9 protein-coding genes are annotated in these 17120 nt (G+C 66.9%); 4 read left to right on the plus strand and 5 right to left on the minus strand.

Features of this window, described 5'->3' with window-relative positions; all coding sequences use genetic code 11:
* Nucleotides 1–80 precede the first annotated feature (80 nt).
* Both ppk1 and FA89_RS18570 read left to right on the plus strand, forming a co-directional pair.
* Entirely contained in the window at nt 81–2252 is a 2172-nt protein-coding gene (gene ppk1, locus FA89_RS18565) for a polyphosphate kinase 1 (protein ID WP_051938967.1), read from the plus strand.
* Nucleotides 2253–2333: 81 nt separating this feature from the next.
* Entirely contained in the window at nt 2334–4055 is a 1722-nt protein-coding gene (locus tag FA89_RS18570) for a sensor domain-containing diguanylate cyclase (protein ID WP_051938970.1), read from the plus strand.
* An 895-nt stretch (nt 4056–4950) separates the two neighbouring features.
* Here the strand turns inward: FA89_RS18570 and FA89_RS18575 are convergent.
* Together FA89_RS18575 and FA89_RS18580 are read right to left on the minus strand one after the other, a co-directional pair.
* Complete coding sequence (locus tag FA89_RS18575) at nt 4951–7221, minus strand: thiamine pyrophosphate-dependent enzyme (protein ID WP_036143116.1); 2271 nt, start codon at nt 7219–7221, stop codon at nt 4951–4953.
* Nucleotides 7222–7250: 29 nt separating this feature from the next.
* On the minus strand, nt 7251–8420 hold the full coding sequence (locus FA89_RS18580; protein WP_036143118.1) for an acyl-CoA dehydrogenase family protein: 1170 nt from the start codon (nt 8418–8420) through the stop codon (nt 7251–7253).
* Between the two features lie 185 nt (nt 8421–8605).
* Here FA89_RS18580 and FA89_RS18585 point away from each other — a divergent pair, with 185 nt between their 5' ends.
* Together FA89_RS18585 and FA89_RS18590 are read left to right on the plus strand one after the other, a co-directional pair.
* Nucleotides 8606–9082 (plus strand): hypothetical protein, encoded by a 477-nt coding sequence (locus FA89_RS18585; RefSeq protein ID WP_036143120.1) that lies wholly within the window; start codon nt 8606–8608, stop codon nt 9080–9082.
* Nucleotides 9083–9145: 63 nt separating this feature from the next.
* Nucleotides 9146–10021: a DMT family transporter gene (locus tag FA89_RS18590; protein WP_036143122.1), complete on the plus strand. Its 876-nt coding sequence runs from the start codon at nt 9146–9148 to the stop codon at nt 10019–10021.
* A gap of 30 nt (nt 10022–10051) precedes the next feature.
* Here FA89_RS18590 and FA89_RS18595 read toward each other — a convergent pair whose 3' ends face one another.
* From FA89_RS18595 to FA89_RS18605, 3 genes are all read right to left on the minus strand, one after another.
* Nucleotides 10052–10990: a 5'-nucleotidase gene (locus tag FA89_RS18595; protein WP_036143124.1), complete on the minus strand. Its 939-nt coding sequence runs from the start codon at nt 10988–10990 to the stop codon at nt 10052–10054.
* A gap of 97 nt (nt 10991–11087) precedes the next feature.
* Complete coding sequence (locus FA89_RS18600) at nt 11088–11846, minus strand: NAD kinase (RefSeq protein WP_036143126.1); 759 nt, start codon at nt 11844–11846, stop codon at nt 11088–11090.
* Nucleotides 11847–12176: 330 nt separating this feature from the next.
* On the minus strand, nt 12177–17096 hold the full coding sequence (locus tag FA89_RS18605) for an NAD-glutamate dehydrogenase (RefSeq protein WP_036143128.1): 4920 nt from the start codon (nt 17094–17096) through the stop codon (nt 12177–12179).
* Nucleotides 17097–17120 lie beyond the last annotated feature (24 nt).

Raw genomic sequence — 17120 nt, forward strand, 5'->3', positions numbered from 1 at the left:
AAGGGCGCGGTCATAAGCTTCACCGGGCGGCGTACCATGGGGTCGTCGTAATTCGCGACGAGGACGACGCCCTGGACACGATGACGCCACCCACCGAGACGCCGGCCGCGCCGAAGCCTACCGCTGCCAGGCTCACGCCCGTTCCCGAGATGCCGGAGATCGACCTCGGCGACAGTAGTCTCTACATCCATCGTGAGCTGTCCCAGCTGCAGTTCAACATCCGGGTGCTCGATCAGGCATTGGACGAATCCAAGCCGCTCATCGAGCGGCTCAAGTTCCTGCTGATTTTCTCGTCCAACATGGACGAGTTCTTCGAGATCCGCGTGGCCGGACTCAAGCAACAGATCGCCTTCGACCACGAAGTGATCGGGGCCGACGGTATTCCGCCGCGGCGCGTGCTGGCCGAGATCGCCGAGGTGGCGCACCGGCAGATCGACCGCCAGTACCGGATACTCAACGACCACATCCTCCCGGCGCTGGCGCTGGAGGGCATCCGCATCGTCCGGCGCAACCAGTGGTCTCACAAGCAGAAACTGTGGATACGCCGGTATTTCCGCCACGAGGTGGCGCCGCTGGTCACGCCCATCGGACTCGACCCCACGCATCCGTTCCCGCGGCTGGTCAACAAGAGCCTCAACTTCATCGTCCAACTGGAGGGCACCGACGCCTTCGGCCGCGACTCGGGCCTGGCTATCGTCCCGGCACCGCGCATCCTGCCACGGCTCATCCGCATGCCGGCCGACATCTGCGAGGACGGCGACAACTACGTGCTGCTGTCGTCGATCATCCACGCGCATGCGGACGACCTGTTCCCGGGCATGCGCGTGCTGGGCTCCTATCAGTTCCGGCTTACCCGCAACGCCGACCTGACCATCGACCCCGAAGACGTCGAAGACCTTGCGCGCACCCTGCGCGGCGAACTCTTCTCGCGCCGTTACGGCGACGCGGTTCGCCTGGAAGTGGCGGACAACTGCCCCAAGCCACTGGTGGATTACCTGCTGAAGCAGTTCGCGCTGGAAGCCGACTCGCTCTACGAGGTAAACGGCCCGGTCAACCTGGCCCGCCTGTTCGAGATGACCCTGCAACCGCAGTACGCGCCGCTGCAATTTCCCACCTTCGTGCCCGCCCTGCCCAAGGTGCTGGCCGATGCCGAAGACATGTTCTCCGTGATCGGCAAGCAGGACGTGCTGCTCTACCACCCGTTCGAGTCCTTCTCCCCCGTGGTGGACTTCCTGCGCCAGGCCGCCAAGGATCCGCAGGTCCTCACCATCAAGCAGACGCTGTACCGCAGCGGCGCCAATTCCGAGATCGTCGATGCGCTGGTGGAAGCCGCGCGCTCGGGCAAGGAAGTCACCGCCGTGGTCGAGCTGCGCGCGCGCTTCGACGAGGAATCCAACCTCAGCCTGGCCTCGCGCCTGCAGCAGGCCGGCGCCGTGGTCACCTATGGCGTGGTCGGCGTGAAAACCCACGCCAAGCTGATGCTGGTGCAACGTCGCGAGAACGGCAAGCTGGTCAGCTATGCCCATCTGGGCACCGGCAACTACCACTCCGGCAACGCGCGCCTGTATACCGACTACAGCCTGCTCACCTCGGACGTGGCGCTGTGCGACGACGTCCACCGCCTGTTCCGCCTGCTCACCGGCATGGGCAAGGCGCTGAAGATGAAGCGCATGCTCTACGCACCATTCACGCTGAAGAAGGGCCTGCTCGACCTCATCGCGCGCGAAGCCCTGCACGCCGCCACGGGCAAGAAGGCGGAACTGGTCTTCAAGCTCAATGCCGTCACCGACCCGAAACTGATCCGCGCCCTGTACCGGGCCAGCCAGGCGGGAGTGAAGGTGGAACTGATCGTGCGCGGCATGTGCTGCCTGCGGCCAGGCATCCCGGGGGTCTCGCAGAACATCCGCGTGCGCTCGGTGGTGGGCAGGTTCCTCGAGCACAGCCGGGTCTACTGGTTCCACAACGACGGCGAGCCCGACCTGTTCCTTGCCAGCGCCGACCTGATGGAGCGCAACCTCGACCGCCGCGTGGAAACCTGCTTCCCCATCGAGGGCAAGAAACTGCGCCAGCGCGTTCGCCGGGAACTCGAGCTCTACCTGACCGACAACCACTCCGCCTGGATACAGCAGGCCGACGGCGGCTATTCCCTGCTGCAGCCCGCCACCGGCCAGCCGGTACGGGACGCGCAGACGCAGTTGCTGGAGCGCTTCGGTGGCCTGGCCGCACCGGCCACGAAGCAGACATTCACCTGACCGGAACGGCACTCAGGACAAGCTCCCCGGATTGACGGCACAATACGGTCGCCGGTGGCAATCGCTGGACGCAGGACGGGCATGGGTTCGAGGGACGCACAGCAACGTTGGCTCCATCGCCTGCTCCAGGCGGCCAGCACCTGCCTGCTGTTCCTCACCATGGCCGCGCCGGCCGCCACGCTCACCGGCAACTGGCGCGACGCCCACCCCGGTGACGTGCCCGCCAACGTGCTCGAAGAAGCGTACACCCGCCCCCTGACGTCGTTCGATCCGGCGCGCATGCAGGTCTTTCCCAGTGCAGCCGACGGAACCTGGGTGATCCTGCGGCAGCTGCCGCCATGGACCCCCGGCGATCGGGTGGTCAGCATCAACACGCCGGGCCTGGGCGCCGTCTCGCTGTACGACGAGCACGGCCGGGTGGCCACCACCTCGCTGGAGGATTTCAGTCCCGTGGTGCACGGTCACGGGCGCCTGATGTTCAACCTGCCGGCTTCGATACCGGCCTCCCGGCCCATCCTGCTCAAGTTCGAACCGACCGGCATGCCGCCCGGCGCGATCACCGTGTCGACCCGTTCGTGGCCCGACTACCTGCGTGAGGACAGCGGCTGGGTGGCCTTCGCCACGGCATGCTTCGCCGTCATCCTGACCATGGCACTGATGGCCACGTGTTTCGCGGTCATCCTGCGCGACATGACGTTCGGCTGGTACGCCGCCTACCTGGTCTGCTACGTGCTGATCCAGAGCGTGAAGACGGGCTACATCTTCCACCCGCTGGAGTTCGAGTCGCTGGCGGGCATGGGTGACACCCTGGCCGCCGCGGCCACGGCGTTGTCGGTGTCGTTCTCGGCCCTGTTCCTGCTGCGCTTCGCGAAGATCGACGACTACGCCCCGCTGCTGAAGATGCCGGTGCTGGCACTGTCCGTGGGCATGCCGCTGCTGGTAGTACTGCGGGCCACCGGCGTCGGCGTCCTGGTGCAGACAGCGGCGCTGCTGCTGCAGCCGCTGCTGCTGATCGGCGCGTCGCTGTTGCTGGTCGCCGGCGCGATGGCCGCCGCCCGCGGCTCGCGGCATGCGTGGTTCTTCCTCGTCGGCTGGACACCGTTGCTCGTGCTGACCGCCCTGTGCGGCGCGCAGGAGCAAGGCATGCTGGCGGGTGCGCCCTGGCTGCCGGACGCGGCGATCGCTTTCGGTGCGTTCGAGGCCATCGTCCTGTCGATCGGCCTGTCCGATCGTGCCCTGACCATCCGGCACGACCGCGACCGCGCGCGCCAGCTGGCAGACAGCGACCCGCTGACTGGCGTGCACAATCGTCGCGCATGGACGGACGCCGCGCTGGAACGGCTCGACCAGGGCATGGCGCGTCCCATCGCCCTGCTCTTCCTCGACCTGGATCACTTCAAGGAACTCAACGATCGCTACGGCCATGCCGCCGGCGATCGCGCGCTGGTGGCCGTGTCGGCCGCACTGCGCGACGAGTTGCGTCCCTCGGACCTGCTGGGGCGTTTCGGCGGGGAAGAGTTCGTCGCCTTGCTGCAGGGCGTGGACCGCGACAACGCCATGCAGGTGTCGACGCGGCTGTGTCGCCGTATCACCCGTCTGGACGTCCACCTGGGTGACGACTGCGAGCCGCTCACCGTGTCCATCGGCGTGGCGCTGCGCACGCCGGCGGATACGTTGCAGTCATTGATCGAGCGTGCGGATGCCGCGATGTACGCGGCAAAGCTGGCGGGCCGCAACCGCGTGGTGTGTTCCGGGCCTGCCGGGCCGACGCTGGTACGGCGAGAGGCCAAGTTGGCGCGGTGAGGGGTGGGTGCCGGTGGTTTAACGGTGGCAGGCTCGCCTTCGGCATCGCGTTGAGCTTTGAAGCCTGGGCGTTGGAGCAAGAGCCGGCGGGTAGCCCCCTCGGTGCCACGCCTACAGCGACCCGCTAAGGAAGGGCCGCTGGCGCGGCCGTTTATCTATTCCCCTTCGGGGCGGGTCGGGCTTCGAACGGGGATTTTTGATTCGCCATCCATGGCTCAGCAAAAATGGCCGACCGTCCTGGCCGGCCCCCTTCGGGCCTTGTCCGTTCGAATCCCTCGCCTGCGGCTACCGGCACCGAGGGGGCTACCCGCCGGCTCTTCCCGAAACTGAGGTGGCGTGTTGGGCGAGCAGCGCACGGGGTGAACGAGCAGGGGTCGGGATACGGCGTCACCGCTTTGTTGGCTGTTCGCGCACATCGTGCGCTCCTACCACGAAGGTAGGGCCGGTCTATTCACGCCTGATCCGCCGGCTGTGTAGGAGCGCACGCTCGTGCGCGAACCCTCAACACACCTAAGGCGACAGATGCCGTGCGCAACAGGCAAGCGAGCGTTCCCAGCAACGAAGCGAACCCCCGCTCTGCACTGCCCACACGCCACCTCAGTTTGAGGAAGAGCCGGCGGGTGCCACCCTCGTGGCCGGTAGCCGCAGGCGAGGGATTCGAACGGACAAGGCCCGAAGGGGGCCGGCCAGGACGGCCGGCCGTTTCCGCTGAGACAGGAAGTCGAATCGGAAACCCCCGTTCGAAGCCCGACCCGCCACGAAGGGGAATAGAGATACGGCCGCGGAGCGGCCTTTCCTTGACGGGTCGCCGCAGGCGTGGCCACGAGGGTGGCACCCGCCGGCTCTTGCCTCGCGGTCTCGCGGTCTCGCGGTCTCGCGGTCTCGCGGTCGAATCCTAACCGCCAGCCAATACATCCGCAGCGGCAACGATGTCGTCATCACCAGGCAATACCAGGAAAGCCGCGCCCGCCAACGGCGTGAAGGTATCGGCGCCGACCACACGCCGCAGCGGTAGATGACCCAGCCCGGCTTCCACGATCGCCGTGATCACACCCTCGCCCACGCCCGCGCTCTTGCGCCCCTCGTCCACGACCAGGATGCGCTTCGCCCCGGCCGCCTGGGCGGCGATGAAGGCGTCGTTGAGCGGCACCAGCCACCGCAGATCGACCACGCGCACCTTCCATCCATGCGCCGCCTGGATGCGCCGCGCGGCACGCAGGCTCATGGGCACGCCGTTGCCGAAGGTGAACACGACCAGGTCCGTTGCATCCTCGCCGTATACACGCCCCTCGCCCAGCGGCATCGCCTCACCCGGTGCCGGATAGCCGAACTGCCACTGGCCGTCGCCAGCCTCGTGGAGGTCCTTGGTCATGTACAGGGCGATCGGCTCGAGGAACGCCGTGACCCGGCCGTCCACCTTCGCCAGCGCAGCCAGCGTGCGCAACATGGTGGCAGCGTCGTCGCCGCGGCTCGGGCAGCCGACCACAAGGCCCGGGATATCACGCAGCGCGGTGATCGAGTTGTCGTTGTGGAAGTGCCCGCCGAAGCCGCGCTGGTAACCCAGCGACGCCACGCGCATCAGCATCGGGTTGCGGTACTGGTCGTTGGAGAAGAACTGCAGCGACGCCGCTTCGCCACGGATCTGGTCGCAGGCGTTGTGGAAATACGCCAGGTACTGGATCTCCGGCAGCGGCAACATGCCCATGTTGGCGTAACCCTGGGCCAGGCCGAGGATCATCGTTTCGTCCAGCAGCGTGTTGAACACACGCGTATTGCGGAACGCCTTGTGCAGGCCCTTGGTTACGGTGTACACGCCGCCCTTCTGCGCCACGTCCTCGCCGAACAGCAGGCTTTCCGGATACTTGGCCATCAGGTCGTGCAACGCCTGGCCGATCTGGACGGCCATATGCTTCGGCGGCTGCCTTTCGGGCAGGCGATCCGCGCCGCCGAAGACGCGTTCGCGTTCGGCGGCATGGGCGCTACGCTCGGCCTCGGCGTGCACCGCGTCGGGGGTGTACGGCGCCAACGGGGCCATCACCTCGGCGAGCGAGGTGATGCGCGGCCGGCGGTCGGCGTCTTCGGCCGCTTCGAAGCAGCGGTGCCGCGTGGCGTTGTAGAGGTTGAGCAGGTCGTCCTTGGTGTACAGGCCCGACGCCAGCGCGATGGCCGCGCTGCGCAGCAGCGGATCGGTGGCTTCCAGCGCGACCAGTTCCTCGATCGCCCGCCATTCGATCTCGAAGTCGGTGCCCGCGTGGCCCATCACCCGCGTGGTGGTGAGATGCAGGAAGGTGGGCCGGCGCGTGCGCCGGCAATGCTCTACCGCGCGCTGCACATCGGCATAGCCGCCGGCCAGATCCAGCCCATCCGCGTGGAAGTAGTCCAGATCCGCACGGTGGCGGAAGTTGTTGGCCACCCAGCCGCCGGGGGTCTTCACCGAGATGCCGATGCCGTTGTCCTCGCAGACGAACAGCACGGGCGCAGGCAGCTTCTGGTAGGCCGTCCACGCTGCCGCGTTGAAGGCGGTCTGCGCAGTGGCGTGGTTGGACGAGGCATCGCCGAACGAACAGATGGCGATGGAGTCCTGCGGGATCGGCAGCGCATGGCCGATGCGCCGTGCCTGCTCGATCGCGATGGCGGTGCCCAGCGCCTTGGGCAGGTGGGAGGCGATCGTCGAGGTCTGCGGCAGTACCCACAGCGGCTTGCTACCCCATACCTTGTGCCGGCCACCGGAAGCGGGATCGTCCTGGCTGGCGGCGAAGGACAGCGCCGAATCCATCACCGGGTCCATGCCGGGCAACTTGCGGAAGCGCTCGGCCATGAAGCCGCCGCTACGGTAATGCAGGAACGCCGGATCGGTGTGTCGCGTGAGGCGCGCCACCATGGCGTTGCCTTCGTGGCCGGACGACCCGATGGTGTAGAACACCTTGTTCTGCACGCGCAGCACGCGTGCCATCAGGTCCAGGTGCCGGCTGATCAGCTGCGATTCCAGCAGCTCGCGAAAACCGCGCGCGTCCAGCGCACTGCCCGGCAGGACCGGCTCATCGTCGTGCGGCGCGCAGGATACGTCGCCCTGCCAGAACTGCACGAACTCGACGAAATTCTGGTCGACGATTTCGGCGCGGTTGAAGCCCTTGTGGCGGGCGGCGATCGGGTGCGGAACGGACATGGAGGCAGAAGACTCGCTGGAAAGGAAGCTCAGAACGCGTTGATGCCCGTGAGTTCACGGCCGACCACCAGCTGGTGCACGGTCTCGGTGCCCTCGTAGGTGATGACCGATTCCAGGTTCAGCGCATGGCGGATCGCCGAGTGCTCCGTGGTGATGCCCGCGCCACCAAGGATGTCGCGGCAATCACGCGCGATGTCCAGCGCCATGCGCACGTTGTTCCACTTCGCCAGCGATACCTGGGTCGGCTGCAGGCGACCTGCATCCTTCAGGCGGCCCAGCTGCAGCGACAGCAGCTGCGCGGTGGTGACACGGCGGGCCATGTCGGCCAGGCGGATCTGTACGGCCTGGTTGGCGGCCAGCGGCCGACCGAACAGGATCCGCTGTGAGGAATAGTCGAGCACTTCCTTCAGGCAGGCCTGCGCGGCACCGATGGGCCCCCAGGTGATGCCGAAGCGCGCCTGGTTGAGGCAGCCGAGCGGACCCTTGAGGCCCTTCACATTCGGCAGGCGGGCGCTGTCCGGCACGCGGACATCGTCGAAGAACAGGCCGGACGTGACGGACGCACGCAGGCTCATCTTCTTGTGGACTTCCTGGGCGGTGAAGCCCTTGGTGTCGGTCGGCACCACGAACCCCTGGATACCGTCGTCGGTCTGCGCCCAGACGATGGCGATATGGGCCAGGTTGCCGTTGGTGATCCACATCTTGGCGCCGTTGATCACCCAGTCGCCGCCATCCTGGCGGGCCGTGGTTTTCATGTTGGCCGGATCGGAACCGCCGTGCGGCTCGGTGAGCCCGAAACAGCCGATGACCTCGCCCGCCGCCATGCGCGGCAGGTACTCGCGCTTCTGCTCCTCGGAGCCGTAAGCGAAAATCGGATACATGCATAGCGAACTCTGCACGGAGGCGAAGCTGCGCAGGCCCGAATCGCCGCGCTCCAACTCCTGGCAGATCAGACCGTAGCTGACGGCGTTCATGCCGGCGCAGCCGTACTCCTCGGGCAGGGTTGCACCGAGCAGGCCCAGCGAGGCGATCTCGGACACGAGCTCGGCCGGGAAGCGGCCCTGCTCGAAGGCATCGCCGATGATCGGCAGCACCTTCTCGTCGACGAAGCGGCCGACGGCATCCTGCACGGCACGCTCCTCGTCGGTGAGCAGCGAGCGGACATCGTAAAGATCGAGCGGGTCGAGACGGTGAGCCATGCGGATACTCGTACGTGGGCGGCCGGAAACCGCCGATTGTAGACCTCCGGGCAGGGGTCGGTCATGGCGTCCCGCAACATGTTCGATCGGCAAGCGCCTACATGATCTGCGACCAAAGCTGACATCGGCCCAGGAGCGCGACTTGCGAGCATAGCCCCTCCCTCCCCGCATGAAAGGAATGCACCATGCGCTGTTTCCTCGCTCCCGTCGCCCTCCTGGCCGGCCTGACGGCATCCGGAGCCGGCCTTGCCGCCTCGTCGAACGACATTCCCAGGGAAAAGGGCCTGCTCCGGTTCATCGATCGCGATGGCGACCTCGTCGGCATCCCCGAGAAGGGCAACGGCCCGCTGCACCTCACCACCCGACTGAAAGATACGGCCAACGCCCGCATGCCCGGGCCATCGGCCAGGGGTCCGATCATCAACCAGCAAGGGCGCTGCCTGACCCTGCTCTCACCGTTCAATATCCAATGGGCCACGTGCGAACTCGGCGCCAATAAGCAGCTGTGGACACGCCACGCCGGCGGCCTGCAGGGGTCCGCGCCATACGCCGGACAGATCGACGCCGACAGCCGGGTCGCCAACGGCAAACTGCACATCGTGCGCGGCGAACACGGGTTGACCTTCGCCGATCCGGATAGCTTCCGCCCGGCGAACGACTGACGCCCGCTCCAACCGGGGGGGACGGCTGCATAATGGGCCGTCCCCGCTCCCAGGATCACCCCCATGTTCAAAGGCGTACTCCTCGGCTTTGCCTGCTACGCCGCCTACGCATGGAGCGACGCCTTCGTGAAGTCCCTCGAAGGCTCGCTGCCGCCTTACGAGGCGGTCTTCTTCGGCGCCGTCCTGGCCATGGCGGCGTTTCCCTTCCTGAAGAAGCCCGGCGACCGCTGGAGCGAGATCGTGGTGTCGAAGATGCCCGGCCTGTGGCTGCTGCGCGCCATGGCGGGGGCCATCGGCAACATCACCGCGGTGATGGCGTTCACCGCCCTGCCCATGGCCGAAGCGTTCTCGCTGATCTTCCTGCTGCCCATCTTCGTCACCATTCTTTCCGTGGTGTTCCTGCGCGAGCATGTGGGCTGGCGGCGCTGGTCGGCAGTGGTGGTGGGGTTCCTGGGCGTGCTGGTGGTGCTTCGCCCCGGCTTCCGTCATCTGGGCCAGGGCCACGTGGCGGCGATCATCTGCGGCATCACCGGGGCCCTGTCCATCATCGCCCTGCGCATGGCCGGCGCGACCGAGAAGCGCATCACCCTCTACGGCGCCGGCGTGGTCGGGCCGATGATCGCCGGCTTCATCATGATGCTTCCACACTTCGTCTGGCCGGACGCGCATCAATGGCTGCTGGTGCTTGGCTACGGACTGCTCGCCGCGGCGGGCGCCGTGCTGCTGATGCTGGCCACGCAGAACGCTCCCGCGGCGCGTGTCGCGCCCACGCAGTACAGCCAGATGCTGTGGGCCATCCTGTTCGGCTACCTGATCTTCCACGACCAACTGGACTGGCCGATGCTGGCAGGCATCGTGCTGATCCTGGGCGCCGGCCTGTTCACCTTCGTCCGCGAGGAAAAGAAGACCGACTGGTGGCGGTGGACCAACATCGTTTGAGCCAGGGCGGCCCGTCGAGCCGCCCTGCGTCTAGGGATTGGAAACGCCGTGCGGCACGTGCCCGGTGGCCACGTGCCGCCGGGCCGACTCCACGTTGGCCGGGGAGTCATCGAAAAAGATGTCGGCGCCGAACGCGTCCAGGAACGGGCCCTTGTCGCGGCCACCAAGGAACAACGCTTCGTCGATGCGCACGCCCCACCGGCGTAGCGTGAGGATCACGCGCTTGTGCGCGGGCGCGGAGCGGGCGGTGACCAGTGCCGTGCGGATCGGCGAGGTCTCGGCGGGAAACGCCGCCTGCAGACGATGCAGTGCAGCCAGGAAGCCACGGAACGGGCCGCCCGACAGTGGCTCGGCCCATAGTTCGGATTCGCTGCGATGGAATGCGTCCAGACCCTGTTCCTTGGATACCCGCTCGCCTTCGTCGCCAAAGATCACCGCGTCACCGTCGAAGGCGATGCGCAGCTGCTCGCGGGAGCGCTGCGGGGCCGTGGACGGCAGGATCGTCGCGGCGGCGACACCGGCACGCAGCGCACGACCCACATCCTCCGCATTGGCGGAGAGGAACAGGTCGGCGCGGAACGGCGCGATGTAATCGGACGTCGGCGCGCCGCTGGTGAAGGCGGCACGCGAGATGCCCAGCTTGTAGTGCTGGATCGCGTTGAAGATGCGCAGGCCGGTATCACCCGAGTTGCGCGACAGCAGGATGACCTCCACCGGGGGCACATTGCCGGACAGCGCGTTCAGGCCGAGCAGCTTCTGCACCAGCGGGAAGGCCACGCCCGGTTTCAGCAGGTCGTCTTCGTGCTCGATCTGGAAGGCGCGGTAGGCATCCAGGCCGTCGCGCTCGAACAGGTCGTGGCTGTCTTCCATGTCGAACAACGCACGCGACGAGATGGCGACGACGAGGCGGTTGTCGCTTATGGCGCTTTCGGCGTGGGCGTTGGTGGCGTCTTGGGGGGCATGGGTCATGGTGGGTTTGGGGATGTGTGATTTACGTGGGTCGGGCGCTGTGGCGCTTTGTTTTCGCGCACATCGTGCGCTCCTACCTACGCGGAGCGGGTGGGGATCAGGGGGCGAATTGTTCGTCGAGGATGCGTTGCTGGAGGTTGTGTTCGGGGTCGAACAGCAGGCGCACCGCGTTGCGCCGCGATTGCTTGATCTCCACCGACTTGACGTCGCGCACCTCGTGGAAATCCGCCGTCGCGCTGATCGGGCGCTTGTTCGGATCCTTGGTATGCAGGGTGACGCGCGTGGCGTGCGGCAGGATGGCGCCGCGCCAGCGCCGTGGACGGAACGGACTGATCGGCGTCATGGCCAGCACGTTGGCGTCGAGCGGCAGGATGGGACCGTGCGCGGAGAGGTTGTACGCCGTGGAACCGGCCGGGGTGCAGACGAGCACGCCGTCGCAGACGAGTTCGTCGAGCTTCAGGTCGCCGTTGAGACTGACCGTCAGGTGGGCCGCCTGGTTGCTCTGGCGCAACAGCGCCACTTCGTTGAAGGCCAGGGCGCGATGCTCCGTACCGTCGCAGCAGGTGGTGTGCATCTCGAGGGGATGGAGCACGGCGGGGTGCGCCCGTTCGATACGCTCAGGCAACTGGTCGAGGTCATGCTGGTTCATCAGGAAGCCCAGGCGACCGAGCTTCATGCCGTAGAAAGGCAGGCCGAGGGTGCGATGGGCGTGCAGCGTGCGCAGCATGAAGCCGTCGCCGCCGAGCGAGACCACGATCTCGGCGTCTTCGGGCGCCACGCCCTTGTAGCGTTTGACCAGCGCCGCACGGGCGCGCTGGGCCACATCGGTTTCGCTGGCGACAAAGGCTAGGCGCATGGGAAAAGGGGTTCCATATCCAGTGCGGAGCTTAGTCCCTAAATGCGGCGGACGGATAGGCCGGGGTGTTGCGGGGTGGATGGTGGGCGTTGGGGTGTGGCGGGATGGTTGGGTGCGGCGGATTGCCCGCGGACGCGGGATCGCCGACATCGTCGGCTCCTACAAGGCATCGCGGTGCCTGTGTAGGAGCCGACGATGTCGGCGATAAGGCATCAAGGCATCGCGGTGACTGGGTAGGAGCCGACGATGTCGGCGATGCGGCCGCCAGGCCGCTGGAGATGCCGCCACAGAACCGCGTGGTCGCCGGCCATGAGGCGGCGACCACATCGCTTACACCGGAATCTGCGCCAGCTGGGCCAGGCGGCGGACGGCGACCGAAGCGATCGGGTAGTCGGCGTTCTGGGTCAGGATCTCCGCCAGCATGGCGCGGGTGTATTTCAGCGTGGCATCGTCACGCTGCAGCCAGGCCTGCACTGGGCTGACATCCGTGCGATCGCCGGCGACCGAGAGCACCTGCAGGGCCAGGGCGCGATGCTGGGCGTTGAGCTCGTCCAGCAGGGAACCACGGGCCTGCGCGTGCCATGCGCCTTCGACCGGCAGCGCCTCGATCTGGCCGCGCAGCCATTCCAGGTCCAGCACCTCGGCCAGCTCGTAGAACACATGCGCCACGGCGGCCATGTCCTTGCCGCTCTGCTTGGATACCTCGACCATGTCCAGCGCCGCACGCAGCACCGGCACCCGGGCCAGGCGTACCGCCAGGGTGTCGGGAACGCCCAGGCCTTCCCACTTCTCCCGACTGGCGTCGAAATCGCCACGACCGGTGTCCGTGAGCGCATCGGGCAAGGCCTTGCGCAGCACCGTCACCTCGTTGGCGAAGCGATCCACGTTGGCGGCGATATCCAGTGTGCCGCCCGGGCGGTTGAGCAGCCAGCGGGTCAGGTGACGCAGCAGCGACCAGATATGCAGGATCGCGTCGATCTGCGTGTCCTCGGCCACTGCGCCGTCCAACTTCTCGATCTCGGCCCACAGCTCGCGCGCATCCAGGATCTCGCGGGCGGCGGTGTAGGCCTTGGCGATGGACGCCGGGCCGTGGCCCGTGTCTTCCTGCATCCGCATCATGAACGTGGCGCCCATGCGGTTGATCGTCGAGTTGGTCACCGCGGTGGCGATGATCTCGCGCTTCAGGCGATGGCGCTGCATGTGCTCGGCGTACTTCTCGTGCAGGGGCAGCGGGAAATAGCGCACCAGCTCGCGCGACAGGTACGGGTCTTCGGGGACATCCGATTCCAGCAACTGCTGGAACAGGCGAATCTTGTCGTACGACAGCAGCACCGACAGTTCAGGACGGGTGAGGCCCTGGCCACGCAGCTTGCGCTCGGCCAGCTCGGCCGCGGTGGGCAGCGACTCGACCGCGCGATCGAGCATGCCTTCCGCTTCCAGCGTGCTGATGAAGTGCGCCATCGAACCCAGGCGGCGCACCGACTGGTGCTCCATCACGGTGATCGCCTGGTTCTGCCGGTAGTTGTCCCACAGCACGAGGCGGCCCACTTCATCGGTCATTTCCGCCAGCTGGCGGTTGCGGCCCTCGAAGGTCAGCTCGCCGCGCTGCACGGCATCGTTGAGCAGTATCTTGATGTTGACCTCGTGGTCCGAGGTGTCCACGCCGGCGGAGTTGTCGATGAAGTCGGTGTTGAGCAGCACGCCGGCCTGGCCGGCTTCGATGCGGCCTTTCTGGGTCATACCCAGGTTGCCGCCCTCGCCCACCACCTTGCAGCGCAGTTCGTTGCCGTTGACACGCAGTGCGTTGTTGGCGCGGTCGCCGACATCCGCATGCGTCTCGCTGGCCGCCTTGACGTAGGTGCCGATACCGCCGTTCCAGAGCAGGTCCACGGGGGCCTTCAGGATCGCCGAAAGCAGGTCGGTCGGGGCCATGTGGGTGGCCTCGCTGCGGATGCCGAGCACCGCCTTGATCTCCGCCGACACGGGAATGGACTTGGCCGTGCGCGGCCAGACGCCGCCGCCCGCCGAGATCAGCGAGGTGTCGTAGTCGGCCCACGAGGAACGCGGCAGGGCGAACATGCGCTCGCGCTCGGCGAACGAGGTCGCGGCATCCGGATTCGGATCGAGGAAGATGTGGCGGTGATCGAAGGCGGCCAGCAGGCGAATCTTCCGCGACAGCAGCATGCCGTTGCCGAACACGTCGCCCGACATGTCGCCCACGCCGACCACGGTGAAATCCTCGGTCTGGCAATCACGACCCATGGCCCGGAAGTGGCGCTTGACCGACTCCCACGCGCCCTTGGCCGTGATGCCCATGCCCTTGTGGTCGTAGCCGTTGGAACCGCCGGAGGCGAACGCGTCGTCCAGCCAGAAGCCGTGCTCCGTGGAAATGGCGTTGGCGATGTCCGAGAAGGTGGCCGTGCCCTTGTCCGCGGCGACCACCAGGTAGGGGTCGTCCTGGTCGTGGCGAACCACATCGTGCGGCGGCACCACGGCACCCTCGACGAGGTTGTCGGTGATGTCCAGCAGCCCGTTGATGAACATGCGATAGCAGGCGATACCCTCGGCCAGCTGCGCATCGCGATCGGCACTCGCCGGCGGCCGCTTGACGAAGAAACCGCCCTTGGAACCGACCGGCACGATGACGGTGTTCTTCACCATCTGCGCCTTCACCAGGCCCAGCACCTCCGTGCGGAAATCCTCGCGGCGATCCGACCAGCGCAGGCCGCCACGCGCCACCGCACCGAAACGCAGGTGGATGCCTTCCACGCGCGGCGCGTACACGAAGATCTCGCGGAACGGCACCGGCTTGGGCAGGTCGGGCACCTGGTGCGAATCGAACTTGAAGCTGATGTACGGACGGAACACGCCGTCCCACGACTGGAAGAAGCTGGTGCGCAGCGTCGCGTGGACCAGGGCCAGGTAGCTGCGCAGGATGCGGTCTTCGTCGAGGCTGGACACGTTGTCCAGCAGCGCGTTGATGGCCTCCTCGATACCGGCGGCCTGCTCGTCTCGCGAGCGCGACAGCGACGCCACCAGCGTGTCGATCAGGCCGGGATGGGCGGACAGCGTGTCCTCGCCGATCAGCGTGTGCATCTCGTGCGAGAGCATCGCCTCGGCGGTGGCGCGCTCGGCGCCGTCGAGGTGCTCTCGACGTGGGTCGAAGCGCGCGTTGAACAGCTCGACGATCAGGCCGGCGATGGCCGGGTAGCGGTTGAGCGCGTCTTCCATGTACGCCTGCGAGAACGCCACGCCCGTCTGCAGGAGGTACTTGGTGTAGCTGCGCAGCACCGCGACCTGGCGCCAGCCGAGTTTCGCGCCCAGCACGAGGCGGTTGAAGCCATCGTTCTCGGCATTGCCGCGCCAGATCTGCTCGAAGGCATCTTCGAACAAGGTGCCCACCTGGGCCACGTCGAATGCCAGCCGGCCGACGGGCTGCACTTCGAAATCCTGGATGTACAACAGGCTGTCGCCGACCCGAACCTCGTACATGTGCTCGGTGAGTACGCGCAGGCCCAGGTTTTCCAGCTGCGGCAGTACCTCGGACAACGCGATGTCGGAACCGGAGCGGTAGACCTTGAAGCGCAGCTCTTCCGGCCGATGCGGCGGGTGGTAGAACGACATGCTGATGGCGTCGGGGCCATCCAGCCCCGCCAGCGCGCGTACGTCGGCGGCGGCCACCTGCGGGGACACCTCGTCGACGTAGCCGGCCGGCAGCAGCTTGCCGTAGCGGTTGGCCAGGATGATGCCTTCCTGTTCGCCGGTCTTCTCGATCAGGCGATCGCGCAGGTCGTCGTGCCAGTTGCGCGCGATGGCGGTGATCTGCGCCTCGATGCGCGCGGCATCGTAGACCGGGTGATCGCCGATGCGCGGGCGTACCACCACGTGCAGGCGCACCAGGGCGGCTTCGCCCATCAGCACCGCGGAGTCCACGTGCTCGCCATGGAAGGCTTCGCGCAGCACGTTTTCCACGCGCTCGCGCACGCTGGTGTTGAAACGATCGCGCGGGACGAACACCAGGCACGAGAAGAAGCGGCCGTAGCTGTCGCGGCGGATGAACAGGCGCGTGCGCGTGCGCTGGGCCAGTTCGAGCAAGCCGGTTGACAGCGCGTAGAGTTCATCGGTGCTGCACTGGAACAGTTCTTCGCGCGGCAGCGTGTCGAGGATGTGGCGCAGCGCCTTGCCCGAGTGGGAATCGCGCTTGAGGCCCGAACGGGTCATCACCGCTTCGCATTTGTCGCGCACCAGCGGCACGTGCTGCGGATGGGCCATGTACGCGTTGGACGAGAACAGGCCGAGGAAGCGCTGCTCCGCCACCGGGCGGCCCGCGTCGTCGAACTTGAGGACGCCGATGTAATCCATGTAGCCCGCGCGGTGGATGGGCGAGCGCGCGTTGGTCTTGGTCAGGATGATGGCGTCGGTGGCACCCGAGCGCGGCAGTTCGCTGGCCACCAGGGTGCGCAGCGAGCGCGGCGCCAGCGAGCGTTCCGCCGTGCGCAGGATGCCCAGGCCGGAGCCCTCGACCGTCTTGAGCACGTCGTCGCCCTGTCCCGGCGCCACCTCGTACTCGCGATAGCCCATGAAGGTGAAATGGTCGTCGGCGACCCAGCGCAGGAAATCGCTGGCCTCGCTTACTTCCTCGGCCGTATACGGCAGGGAGCGACGGCCCAGGTCGTCGGCGATCTCGTTCATCTTGCCGCGCATGGCACGCCAGTCGTCCACCGATTCGCGCACATCGGACAGGGCCGATTCGACGTGGGACTTGAGCGTGTCCAGTTCGGTGTCGTCGATGCGGTCGATCTCGAAGCGCATGATCGACTCGGTGGTCGTGCCGCGGCCGATCGCCTCGAGCACGCCGGTGGCCGAACGCAGCACCGGCACCACGGGATGGATGATGGCGTGCACGTCGGCGTGCGTGGCGGCGACCATCGACACGGTATCGACCAGGAACGGCATGTCGTCGGTAACGACCTCGACCACGGCGCGCGTGCCCGAGAGACCCGGGTTGTAGACACGGACCTTGGCCTTGCCCGGCGTGCGCTCACGGGCGAACGACAACAGGTCGGCGATCAGCGCGGCCCAGCGATCCGGCGCGTGCAGCGCGTGGTCGGCCGGCGCGATGCGCTCGAAAAAGGCTTGGATAAAAAAGTGCGCCTCATCGAGGCGCTCCGCGGGGTAGTCGATCTTCTTCAGTTCAGCGAAGACGAGGGCTTCGAACTGGCCGCTTTCGGCGGTGCGAATCGCATTCATGGGCGGATATCGATGTGGGGACGG

The sequence above is a fragment of the Luteibacter sp. 9135 genome (assembly GCF_000745005.1).
GTDB lineage: Bacteria > Pseudomonadota > Gammaproteobacteria > Xanthomonadales > Rhodanobacteraceae > Luteibacter.